The 12,615-nt window shown below is 27.3% G+C and carries 9 protein-coding genes and 1 pseudogene; 3 read left to right on the top strand and 7 right to left on the bottom strand.

Annotated features, from left to right (window positions below):
• Positions 1 to 406: 406 nt before the first annotated feature.
• Both MBOVPG45_RS02185 and MBOVPG45_RS02180 read left to right on the top strand, forming a co-directional pair.
• Positions 407 to 2,080 carry a hypothetical protein gene (locus MBOVPG45_RS02185; RefSeq protein WP_013456228.1) on the top strand — a complete coding sequence of 558 codons (1,674 nt, stop codon included), beginning with the start codon at positions 407 to 409 and terminating at the stop codon, positions 2,078 to 2,080.
• Between the two features lie 307 nt (positions 2,081 to 2,387).
• A complete protein-coding gene (locus MBOVPG45_RS02180) occupies positions 2,388 to 3,089 on the top strand; it encodes a variable surface lipoprotein (protein WP_013455978.1) in 702 nt (233 codons plus the stop codon).
• Between the two features lie 609 nt (positions 3,090 to 3,698).
• Here the strand turns inward: MBOVPG45_RS02180 and MBOVPG45_RS04420 are convergent.
• The 3 genes from MBOVPG45_RS04420 to trpS are packed head-to-tail and all read right to left on the bottom strand — an operon-like array spanning position 3,699 to position 6,883.
• On the bottom strand, positions 3,699 to 4,139 hold the full coding sequence (locus MBOVPG45_RS04420; RefSeq protein ID WP_013456372.1) for an MAG3450 family membrane protein: 441 nt from the start codon (positions 4,137 to 4,139) through the stop codon (positions 3,699 to 3,701).
• Complete coding sequence (gene thrS / locus MBOVPG45_RS02170) at positions 4,132 to 5,880, bottom strand: threonine--tRNA ligase (RefSeq protein ID WP_013456321.1); 1,749 nt, start codon at positions 5,878 to 5,880, stop codon at positions 4,132 to 4,134. The genes MBOVPG45_RS04420 and thrS overlap by 8 nt, the downstream gene beginning before the upstream one ends.
• A gap of 7 nt (positions 5,881 to 5,887) precedes the next feature.
• Positions 5,888 to 6,883 carry a tryptophan--tRNA ligase gene (trpS, locus tag MBOVPG45_RS02165; protein WP_013456512.1) on the bottom strand — a complete coding sequence of 332 codons (996 nt, stop codon included), beginning with the start codon at positions 6,881 to 6,883 and terminating at the stop codon, positions 5,888 to 5,890.
• A gap of 116 nt (positions 6,884 to 6,999) precedes the next feature.
• Between trpS and MBOVPG45_RS02160 the strand changes: the two genes are divergently transcribed.
• Positions 7,000 to 7,764, top strand: coding sequence for an MAGa3780 family membrane protein (locus MBOVPG45_RS02160; RefSeq protein WP_013456245.1), 765 nt, complete (start codon positions 7,000 to 7,002; stop codon positions 7,762 to 7,764).
• 277 nt (positions 7,765 to 8,041) lie between these two features.
• Here MBOVPG45_RS02160 and MBOVPG45_RS02155 read toward each other — a convergent pair whose 3' ends face one another.
• The 4 genes and pseudogenes from MBOVPG45_RS02155 to MBOVPG45_RS02140 form a co-directional block, all read right to left on the bottom strand.
• Positions 8,042 to 9,475 (bottom strand): transposase, encoded by a 1,434-nt coding sequence (locus tag MBOVPG45_RS02155; RefSeq protein ID WP_013456001.1) that lies wholly within the window; start codon positions 9,473 to 9,475, stop codon positions 8,042 to 8,044.
• A gap of 310 nt (positions 9,476 to 9,785) precedes the next feature.
• Positions 9,786 to 10,472 carry an Mbov_0283/Mbov_0339 family surface lipoprotein gene (locus tag MBOVPG45_RS02150; protein ID WP_013456392.1) on the bottom strand — a complete coding sequence of 229 codons (687 nt, stop codon included), beginning with the start codon at positions 10,470 to 10,472 and terminating at the stop codon, positions 9,786 to 9,788.
• Between the two features lie 194 nt (positions 10,473 to 10,666).
• Positions 10,667 to 10,867 (bottom strand): annotated as a pseudogene (locus MBOVPG45_RS02145) (IS30-like element ISMbov1 family transposase); the annotation flags it as partial.
• A 491-nt stretch (positions 10,868 to 11,358) separates the two neighbouring features.
• Positions 11,359 to 12,375, bottom strand: a complete 1,017-nt coding sequence (locus MBOVPG45_RS02140; protein ID WP_013455927.1) for an IS30 family transposase — start codon at positions 12,373 to 12,375, stop codon at positions 11,359 to 11,361.
• Between the last annotated feature and the right edge of the window lie 240 nt (positions 12,376 to 12,615).

Raw genomic sequence — 12,615 nt, 5'->3', positions numbered from 1 at the left:
TGCAGCTTGAGATTTCTTTTTTCCAATAATTAAATAACTAAATGCCTCTTTTATTCAAAAAATTAAAAATGAAGTAGATGCCCCGATTACATAACCTAACAGTAATGATAATCTTGCATATTTATAAAAATATGCAAATATTACAGAAAAGTACAAAAGAATGATAAAAAAATTTATAGTAACTTTTTTACTATCTTCATACTGCATCCAATCTCCTAATGTTATATAAATAACATTTAAATTATAGTACTTATTAAATAGGTATGCTAATTTTCCTTATTTATTAGCATATTTTTTCAAACTAAATTTATTATTGATATTGAAAATATTTTCATAAATTCATTTATTAATGCTTAAGAAAGCTTTTTATTTTAAAATTTTAAATAACTAAGTTTAGGGAGAAAAAATGCACAAAAATTTCCTTTTTAATAATCTTGAAGAGTTAATGAATTATTCAAATAATTACAAAGGTTCTGATCCACTAGTGAAGCTTCCAAATATTATTGTTCAGAATTTGAATAACTCGATTAACTTAAACAAATGCGAAACTGAAGCAATTAGATTTTTAGCAACCGATTATGATAAGAAACTAGCAAAATTTCCTATTAAGTACTTAATTAATATTGAAGATAAAGCTGTTAAATATCATTTTTTAGCAATGATAATTCTTTACTTTTATTCAAAAGGAATTAATAATTTCATTATTTTAGGCCGAGAAAATGACTTTGAAGAGTATAGAAAAATGCTAGTTAATAATTTGTCAATTTCATACTTATTTGCCTATAAAATACAGTTTATGGGTAAATTGATAGATATTAAAGAAATTAGTAATCCTAGTTTATTTAGTAATAAAGAATCAATCAATTTAATATTTAGCAACCATAATAATTTTTTAAGCCAATATGAAAATATAGAATCAGATAAGAAATTTTTAATTATTAATAATATTGCTTCTATAGCTGATTTAAATAAATATAAAGAATTTAATATTTTTCATATTTTTGAACACTTTAATTTTGACCAATCATCCTATGAAAAAGATATATTAGACAATTTTATTTACAATTATGATAAAAATAAAATTCAAAAAGTAAATAACACAACTACAAAAGAGTTGCAACTATGTACTTTAAAAGATAGCTTTAAACAAAGCAATTTATTTAAAAATGGCTTTATATTTTTAAATAAAAAGGAAAAATTAGATAAGCAAATAAAAATTTTTCCTGATGAAATAAGTAAAAATATCACACATACTATTGGAGAAATAAGTAGTAAATATATATATTCAAAAACTTATAAACTTAGCAGTATTGATTTAGAACTTATTTATAAGTATGCAAAAAATTATCGTGAATTTAACCTAGAATATTTACGTTCAAAATTTAATAATGTAGATAGTACATTAGATCTTTTTAAATTAGATGAGTACTTTGGCAATAATAAAGTGGAAGTGTGCTTTAATGATGAAAATGATTTTAATCATTCATTAAAATATTCAATTAATATTGCACTAAGCAATATTGCTACTTATGTTCATAATTTTAACTCTGTATATAATGGATCGAACAAATTCTTAGCTCATCCTATACAAAAAGTTTTTGATTTAACAGATATATATATTGACCAATATTCTTATAAAACAGACTTATCAGGAGAAAACTGATTTACATGCAAGTGCGATTTTTTTACCCATCAACAATATCAATTTATAAATTATTTTAAAAGTAATATAGTAGGTAAATTAAATGAAAAAGGTCTTAAGTTTTGATTAGTGAAAAACCATTCTCAAAATAAGGCGAACATTTACTCATTTACTAATGCAATAAAAATAATTCCTGATTTTTATTTATTTATTGAAGGCAAAAACAAAAATTATCAAGTATTAATTGAAACTAAAGAGAATTCAAAATGAATGAATGACTATTGACATGAAGATTTTTTTGATAGTTTAAATAAAATGATACCAGTAAAAGAAAATAATATTACTTATCAAATGTATGCACTACCATTAGCAAACTTTGATATTAATAGTGATGAATTTTTTAAAAAATTTGATGAACTAATTAATGCAATTGACTAACTTTAAAAGCTGCTGCATTTGGTGTTTGTAGCTTTTTAATTGTTTAATAATGCACAAAAAATGTTTCCAAGAATTTGACTTTAGTTAATTATTTCCTGGATTAACAACCTTTTATCATTAAAACATAATACAGATGCCAGTCAAGTTGCTAGCATTTTACATATTTTTTACAATTATTCTTATATTGCTAATATATGTTTAAATATTTTAATATAAACGCCATATGTTCTAATTAACCCTACAAATAGGCTTATAAAGAAAAGTGTATAATTTACACAGACAAAATGTTTAAGAGGAATCCAAATTTATGAAACACAAACTATTGTTAAGTTTAGGAACTGTATTAACTGCTACTTTTTCATTTCCTTTAATTGCTACTAAATGTGATGGCAGTAACAAGAAGGAAGAAAAGAAAAAAGTTGAAGAACCTGCAAAACAAGCTGAAGGAGCTGGAACAGGTCATAAAACAACCTCTGCAAGTGGAACTTCTAATTCTAATGGCGCAAGTTCTAATAGTGCTAATGCACAAAAAACAAATGAAAAAGAAATAAAAGAAACTTCTGATTCGCATAAAAAAGATGGAGAAAAGGTTTCGGATAATCAAGAAGTAGCTTACAAGGATATTGATTTTGATCTTTCTAAGGTTAAAATCATAATTAGTAAAAAAGACATCAAAGATGAAGACTTAATTCCGCCTAAAAAAGGCAATAATAAGCAAGTTTTCTTTGATACTCGTAATGGAGCTACAAAGTTAAGCGGAAAGTTCAAGAGAAAATTACCTTGAAAAGGCATTAAAATAGGAACAGTTACTGGTCTACCAGATGGATATTCAATTGCTGGTGTTGAAAATCCGATACACAAAACCAGAAAAGGCGAAATTAAAGCTAGTGGATTTGTCAACGTTGAAAAAGAAGGAGACAAACTAAAAATTAAGTTTAGATTCTTTAAGTACAACAAAGGTGCAAGCCCAACAGTTTCAACAAAGGTTTACGAAGCAATTATTTCTTAGAAATTAAAGACAAAAATCTTGCCCCGAGCAAGATTTTTTTATGTCTTTTGTGCATTTTGTGCACAAAAAGTTTTGTTAATAATCTGTTTTTTGTTAAGAACTAAAGGTTAACATTTTGTCAATAATTGGTAGCAGACTGTAAATATTAGACCCAAGTTCCATTGATTAAATGCTTGACGCATTTTAATAGATGACATCAAATATATAACTTTTAAGTTTTATGCATATGAAAGTGTGAAGGAAGTGGAAAACAGCTTTTAAGCTATCATGAAACTTGCATAAAACTTAGTTTTTTTATATAGAGGAATTCAAAGTTTTTTAAATTATTAACAAAAAGATTTTGAGACACAAAATATTATTTTATGCTCAGGCTCATTTTAAATGATGTTTTTTGATAGCCGTTCTTAAGTAACCAAAACTGCGGAAAAATATGGAATTACTTTCACACAGAAGAAGCAAGTCTGCCTATTAATATGTAATAGTATTTGTAAGGAAGTGAAATTACAATGAAAACTAATTGCTTAATAGCAATTATAAGCATAAAAACACCAAGGAAAATCTTGGTGTTTTGTTTATTATATAAGTCTATAAAATAGCCAAATTCGTATTTTATATCTTGCTCTTTTGTTTATTTTTGCTTAGAATTTTATCTTCTATTTTGCCTACGGCAATATTAGTTACTATTGCAACTAATATTCCAGCTATTGGAGCAATTATATACTTTATTCAAAATGGCATTTGTTCTAAACACAATCATATAATTAATGAAAATATTATTCCAAAAGGAATTGAAAAATTAAAGCTTCTAATATTTAAAAGTTTTGTTAACACAAACACAATATTAATTACTATTGATAAAGTCAAAATTAAAACAGGACTAAGTATTATTCACAAAGTCTTTGATATTTTAACATTGCCAAATTCAGGTGCAACTAGTATCCACACAACCGACATAGGAATAATTATAAAAAGTGTAACAAATAAAACAGTTAGTAGTGGACTATATGAAATAAGCCTATTAGCTTTAGTTGATTTTTTCGACTTATTCATAATTATTTCTTAATTTCTTAAGCAATTTTATAAAGTCATTTATAGAAACTGTTGTAGTTTCTTCTTTTCCATATTCACGATATGAAACCGTATTTGAGTTCATTTCATTTGAACCCAGAATAAGCTGGAATTTTGACTTAGAAACTTGCGCATTTCTAATTTTTTTATTCAATCTTTCGTCTGAATCATCAATTTTTACTCTAAAGTCACTATTTAAAAGCTTTTTAGCAACTTTCTTAGCATATTTTAAGTTTTCTGATAAGTTAACAGGAATTATTGTTGCTTGCTTAGGAGCTATTCAAAATGGCAAGTTACCTTTTGTTTGCTCTAGTAATATAGCAACAAATCTTTCATATGTGCCAATAAGGCCTCTATGAATCATAATTGGTCTTACTTCTTTATTATTTTTATCAATGTAACTTAAGTCAAATTTTTCAGGTTGTAAAAAGTCTAATTGTATAGTAGATACAGTAATTTCATGACCTAAAGCTGTATCGATTTGAATATCAATTTTAGGACCATAAAATGCTGCTTCACCTTCAACTTTTTTGTACTTTACCTTCATATCGTTCAAAGCTTTTTCAAGCATTACTTCGGCTTTGTTTCAAATTGAATCGTTATTAAAATACTTATCTTTGTTGTTTAAATCTCTTAATGAAAGTGAAATATAGCTAATTTCTATATTAAAAATAGATAATATTTCTTTTATTTGCTTGTACATTCTTTTAACTTCAGAAGCAATTTGGTCATATCTAACAAACAAGTGCCCTTCGGTTAAAAGCATACCCCTAACTCTTTCTAAGCCTGTAAGAGCGCCAGATTTTTCATAACGATACAACTGAGACTGTTCGCTATATCTTATTGGCAAGTCTCTGTACGAGTGTTTTTCAGTGTTATAAACAATTATGTGATGTGGACAAGTCATTGGTCTAGGGATTAATGTTTCATTTTCAACCAATAAAGGTTTAAACATATCATCTTTATAATGCGCTAAATGGCCACTAGTTTTATAAAGTAATTCTGCCCCAAAATGTGGGGTTAAAACTTCAGTAAAGCCATATTTTTTGTCTAATTTAAGCACTAAATTTTTTATTTCATTATGAATATACATTCCATTTTCTAATCATATTGGAAATCCTTGACCAGCTAATGGGCTAAAAGTAAAGATTTTCATATCTTTACCAATTTTACGGTGGTCTCTTTCTTTTCTATCAGATAGCAGAGCTAAATATTTATCTAATTCATCTTTTGTTTCTCATGATGTTCCGTAAATTCTAGTAAGCTGTTTATTTTTACTATCACCTCTTCAGTATGCTCCAGCTATGCTTAGTAATTTAAAGTTTTTAATATTTTTTGTGCTTTCAATATGATTACCAGCACATAAGTCCTTAAATACTATTTCTTTATTAAGAGGATCTTGCAATGCATAAAAAGTTATTTCTTTGTTTTGAGACTTTAATTCGTCATATAACTCTTTTTTATAGGGTTTATTGGCAAAATCATATTCATCTTCACTAATTTTAATAGTTACTAAATTTCTGCTTGCTAACTTTTTCATTAGTTTTTCAATTTTGCCTAATTCATTTTCGCTTAATGGTTCAGCGAAATCAAAGTCATAATAGAATCCTTCATCAGTAGCAGGTCCAAAACCTAATTTAACATTAGGATATAACATTTCAACTGCTGCCCCTAAAAGATGGCTAGTTGTATGATTTAATGGTTTATTAGCTTCAATTTTCATAATTCCTCTATTTGAATCCAAATTTTGAAAGTATTTTTTTTGTTATTGGAGCACAAATTTCTTTTGCTTTTTGTGCTCCTGATTTTGTAACTGAATCGACTATTTTATAAGCCTCTTCGTATTTTGCTTGAATTTTTATTAATTCATTTTTTACAACAGTTGCTACTGCAGTTTTAAATTCAACATAATTTGAGTCTTTGAACTGAGCTTCAGCTTCAACAAGTGTAATGTTAGTTAAAGCCGCATAAATATTTAATAAGTTCAATATTCCAGGTTTATCATTGGAAATATAAACCTTATTTTCTGAATCGGTAACTGACTTCATAATTTTTTTATAAGCTACTTCAGGATCGTCGTTTAAGTAAATCGTGCCTTTTGATGTTTTTTCGCTTTTTGACATTTTAGCTGTAGGATCTGATAAAGACTTAATTCTAGCACCTTCTTTAGGAATAATTCCTGTTGGAATTTTAAGGTCTAATTGATACTTTTTATTTATTCTTTCTGCTAGCATTCTAGTTAATTCTAAGTGCTGAACTTGATCTTCGCCGATAGGCACAAAGTCAGCATCATAAATTAAAATATCAGAAGCCATTAAGGTAGGGTACATAAATAAACCTACTGGTATTTTTTCAGTACCATTAGCTTGTTTAAGAGCTCCTTGACTCTTGTCCTTATATTGAGTCATTCTACTTAATTCGCCCATTGTTGATTCACAAGTTAAAAGCCATTGAACTAATGTATGCTCATAAATGTCTGATTGGTAAAAAATTGTGCACTTATTAGGATCTAGACCGCAAGCTAAATATGATGCAACTATTTCCTTTCTTCTTTTTTCTAACTCATCTGCATTATTATCGCCCATTGTTAGTGAGTGCAAGTCTGCTACAAAATAATATGATTCATATTCATCTTGCAATTTGACAAAATTTTTAATTGCACCGATATAATTTCCTAGCGTAAGATCACCTGTTGGCTTAATTCCACTTATTAGTCTCTTAATCATAATAATGATCCTTAAAATATTTAAATAATAATATTATAGCAATGTTTAATTTGCTCCAATTTATTTAAATTATAAATTCTGTTCATTAAAAAATAAATATAGTTATAATAATTCGCATGCAAAATAAAACTACAAATAAGAACATAAGATGATGGCTGTTTGGTTTTGGTTTGTTTGTGTTATTAACAACCCTTTTCTATGCTTTCTCATATGTAATTTGATACGATCCAAAAGATGAATTAAATAAAACTGGTGCACCAACACATCTTGCAGTTTTTAAAGGCTGAGGTTCATTTTTATACTATACTTACTTATCAAACTTTTTACTAGGTTTTGTCCTAATTATAGCTGGCGTTTTATGAACTAATATGTATGCTAAAAAAGCACTATTTATTTCTGTTGTTTCAATAACTATGACTTTTGTTGTCTATTGAGCATTGCTTTCATACCAAAAGTCAACATGGACTAATCCATTAAATGCTACCCGCTCACTGATTACACATGCAATAAATCCTATCTTAGGTTTTGTGGCCTTGTCTTTGATTAGAAAAGAAATTATCGTAACTAAAATTACATTTACAATTCCTGTGCTTATTTCAACTGTTTACACAATCTTTGCAATGATATTATTCTTTGCTACATTTGACAAAATAATTCAAGGCAGAGGCGCAGTTGTTTATGGATTTTTAGACTTCAAAAACCCTTATTTTTATAAAGGAAATAATACAGGAGTAATAATTATTCTTGATTTCCTTCTTTATGTTGTTTCAATGATAACACCATTATTATTTGGAATTATGTGGAAGTTTATTTATAAAATTAAGTATCAAAAGTCAAATTTAAAAAATGCTACAAAGATTAATGAAAATAATATGTCATAGCGCTATTGCTATGATTTTATTTATTCCGACATAAATACATTTGCTGTATTACATTATTTTTTGCTAGTTATATATTTTTATTAATTCTATTCATTCATTAACTGTTAGTTGTCTAGCTATAATAAAATAACCCTTCTACATAAAAAAATATTTGAACAAACATAATTATTTGTTCAAATATTTTTTCCTAGTTTATTATGTTTGTTTTTCTATTTTTTTATAAAAAACTAAATAAAAAAATAAGAGCTTCTTTTAATAAAAAAGTTTTAGTGTAATGCTATATTTCTAACAATTCCGCAAGGTTTTGAACATATTTCAACACCTTGCGTTTTTTTCATTCTGTATCATTTATTACTTCAACTTTGTAACTTCTCAAATATTCTATAATCTGTCTGAATGAGTAGTTTTGATGAAGATTTAGTCTTATTAAATTGTTCTTAACTTTTGTCGCAATTATTAGCGACAAGTAGTTTATAAACTCTGTTGTGTAAACTTTCATTTCTGAATGAACTCTTGTTTTTGATAGTTCCAAAATATTTTTATAAAAGTTAAACATTTCTTCAATTTCTCATCTTTGATCATATAGTGTGTATACATCCTCTAATGAAAGGTCAACATTGGATTCAAAAACAATGACACCAAAAAATTGATTATTTTTATTGAATTCATCAATGTTAAATGTATTTCTTTTTAGATGTTTTTGATAGTTTCCAACACTTTCTTTGCCAGCTATTTCTAAGTCTTTAAATAGATAAAAAAACTTTCCATCTATTTGCTTTTTAGACCCTAGTAATTGCTTATCTTTAATTTTTACAGGAGCCAAATTTTCATCAAGTTTTTCTGCTCTAATTAATGTTGTATTTCTCTTTAATGGCAAAAGATACTTAACATTTTTATTCTGTTCTAAAAGCTCTGTAATTGCTTTAGTTCTAAAGCCTTTATCAGCAACTAATATTTCCCCAGTGCTAGGTACATTTTCCAAAAAGTCCTCAAAAATAGTCGAATCCAGCATATTTCCTTGGTATGGTCTGTGATAAATTGGCTCTTTGGTATATAAGTCACAAGTGTAAAGTAAGGTAAAATCTTTGCTACCTTTAACCTTGCCTTTTCTTGATCATTGAGAAAAAGTTACTTCATCTGAATTATAAGATTTAAGTGTGCCATCAATAATTTGTACTTTACCTTTAAACTCATTTATTCTATCTAACATGAAGTTATGTATATTTGAATATGCTCTACCAGTTTTTTCAAAGAAGTCTGGTAATAATGATTCAGATAAATCAACCTTTTTAAATAATTCAGACATAAATGAAGTTTCATAGTAAAACTTTAAATCACGATTAACGGCTTTTGGATAAGCACATCTAAGAATAGCAATTACATATAATTTGTAAGCTGTTGATGAATCAAAATGTGTTAGTAATTTTTCCAAAATATCATTGCTATTTTTTGTAAAAATTGCTATGTTACCATAGTCTTTTATATCTGTTTTTTCTTGATTTTTCTTAGATCTTGTACCTACTGGGACAGGTGTTTCAAAAGGAACAAATTTGTAATCTACTATTTCGCCAACAATTGCCAAATCTTTTGGAATTGCTTTTCCATTCACATATTTGCTGGTTCTTTTTACAACTTTAAATTTTCCGAAGTAGTTCTTTACAACTGTGTTTTTAGGTCTTTCAACTTGTCTTATTTCAACTGGAATTGCCATTTTCAAATTCTCCTAAATATATAGCATTATAACTATATTATAACACAAAATTTAAATAGAGAAATAAATAAAATTAATTTTTTTATGATGACATTAGCAGCATTTTTTAAGTCTTTGTCAGAAAAATAAATAAAAAAATGTCTACATTGTTCAAAATGCGACATTTTGTATAGTATTATGGGGTATAACTTTTATATTTTAATTAAAAAAAGAGACTCCATAAATGAAAGTTCAAGTGCAACACCAATTAAAGTAAAATTTAATTGCGGAGCACTTGAACCCACAATCAAGCAAGCAGATTTGAAAAAATCTACTTTTGTCTCTTAAAGCCTTTTAATTCCTTAATTGCGTTTTTAATTTCCTCGCTGGATCCTTTATATTGTTTTAGTTTAACTGATAGTTCATTTTTATCTCTAGGATTTTTTAAAACTTCCTCAATTTCCTTTTTAAATGCATTAAGATCATATTTTGAGCTTTCATATAAACTTGATAATTCTTCTACTATTTTTCAAAGTCCAGGCTTCTTTAGTAATTCATTAACTTTTTCTTCCCTTTCTTTTCTCTCTTCTAATAGGGTGATTAGTTCTGATGCTTCTTTTCCGTATTCCATAACTTTATCTAAATAGTCGTTTATTCCAGAATTTTCTGTTGGCATATCATTTTGTGTCTTTTCACTAGGTTTTGTTAATTCATTACTACTGCCATTAGTTTCTGAATCTTGTTTTCCTGATTTAGATTGTGAGTTTGTTTCTGAATCTTGATTTTCTGATTTAGATTCTGAGTTGGGTTTTGAATCTTCTTTTTCTGATTTAGATTGTGAGTTTGTTTCTGAATCTTGATTTTCTGATTTAGATTCTGAGTTGGGTTTTGAACCTTGTTTTTTTGAGCTAGATGTTTCAACATCCTTTTTCTTTACATCACATGAAGCAGCTGTCATTGGGAAAGAACTAGCAAAAACTAAGCCCCCCCCCCCTATTAACATTAATTTTCTTTTCATATGTTAGTTCTTTACAAATTAAAATATTAAATAATTATAAATTATCAAAGCAAAAAGCACCTAATTTGAGTATTGGAAAAATAATACCAATTTTTGGTGGTTCTGACAAGAGAATGGCTAAAAGAATAAAAAAAGAATAAGAAAAGATACTTTTGAGTACTCAAAAGTGCAAAATTTTCTGTTGATGTTAATTTTTATTGCATTTGCTTGGCGCATTTAAAGCCAAGTACTCCTTTATAAATTCTTGGATGTGAATTTATAAAATCGGCCATTGGTTTTAGTTCTTGACCAACATATTTATCTATAGATTTTCCCTTTGGAATGTATCTTCTTAAAAGCCTGTGAGCATTTTCAATGCTACCTTTTTCTGATGATGAATAATAACTGACATAAAAATATGTTATCGGGCACATCAATTAGAACTGGAATATATGTTACATCTGTTGCATAAATATCATTATTAATTCCATTATAGTTTTTGTTAGCAAAGTTATAATATTCTGCTTTTATATTCTTGTATTTTTGTGCTCTTTTGCTTTTTATTCGGACATGACAAAATAACCCTTCTACATAAAAAATATTCGAACAAACATAATTATTTGTTCAAATATTCCATAAATGAAAGTTCAAGTGCAACATATGTGCTTGGCTTTTTTATTATAGCATTTTTGCATAATATGTGGCGTATGCCACATCTACCCCTTGTTTGAAATCAAGGGGCAGGGGGTTAAAAAAATCAGATGGAACATCTGCGTAAACCCTAAATAATGTTTTGTTATACCCCCTTATTTGTAATTAAGGGGGTTAGGGGGATAAAATAACTAAATAAAATGCAAAAAATAACCATTCATTTTTTTATGAATGCAGTCAATTAAATTCACATGTTTTAATTTAAAACGACACCATAGTCATTAGCTAACTTAAATAGTTCAATTGGTTTTTGCCAATTCAAAATTTTACGTGGCATTTCATTTATTTGATTTACAACATCATCCAGTTGAACTTGAGAGATAGAATTAAAATCAAAACCTTTATGAAACATTCTTCTAATCATTCCGTTTCAATTTTCGTTTGTTCCCCTTTGAAATGAAGCATACGGTTCAGCTCTAAATATTTTAATATTTAGTCATTTTCCTAATAAACCCATTCTTTCGAATTCTATCCCGTTATCAATTGTTATAGATTTGACAATTAAATTATGATCCTGGATTATTTTTTTAAGCTTTGAAATTACCAAAAAAGCTGATTTTGATTTAATTTTAACTGCAAACCCCATTCTGGTTTGCCTTTCAACAAGTGTTAATACATTATCATATCCATTCGATCTTTTGCCTATAATTAAGTCACTTTCTCAATGACCATATTCTTCTCTTAAATCAATATATTTTGGTCTTGCCCATATTGGATATACATAGTGAGAATCTCCAATTAATCTTGAGACAACTGATGCAGTTCTTTTTCCGCCTTTTTTATAAAAAATTCTCAATCTGTCTCTAGGTTTCAATTTTCATTTTCTTGTCTTAATCCAATTAAATATAGTCCTTATCGACGGAGACGCAATATTTGGAAAAGTTTGCTTAATGTATCGAGCTGTTGCAACAATTCCGTAAAATCTTTTATCGAATTTTTCTAAGAAAAATTTTTCAAATTCAGCATATTCAAAATTACTCGTAAATTTAAACAAGTATTTGTGCGAATGCCTATTTAATGCTTTCTGCTCTGCTATTTTACATTGATATGAACCGCTAAAAGCAGTGTTGCGTTTTAATTCGCGACTTACTGTGGATGGACTTCTGTTTAACTGTCTAGCTATAGATCTAATAGAATACCCAGATTTTATTTGAATTTCAATAAATGCACGTTCATCATATGTTAGATGATTATAATTTTTAGTATAATTCATATGAAAGTTTCCTACTGCCAAGTGTGGAACTTTTTTTGTTTAAAAATTCAAGTGCTCCACAATTAAATTTTACCTTAATTGGTGTTGCACTTGAACTTACAATCAAGCAATATTCGAACAAACATAATTATTTGTTCAAATATTTTGTCCTTGTTTACTTAGATATTTAAGGAGTGTTTTTAATTCATTTTTTATGAATTTTTTATCCTAGTATAACTTCATAAGTTATTGGCATTATTT

The sequence above is a fragment of the Mycoplasmopsis bovis PG45 genome (assembly GCF_000183385.1).
In the GTDB taxonomy this organism is placed as follows: Bacteria; Bacillota_I; Bacilli_A; order Mycoplasmatales; family Metamycoplasmataceae; genus Mycoplasmopsis; species Mycoplasmopsis bovis.
This window is presented reverse-complemented; position numbering and strand designations above follow the sequence as displayed.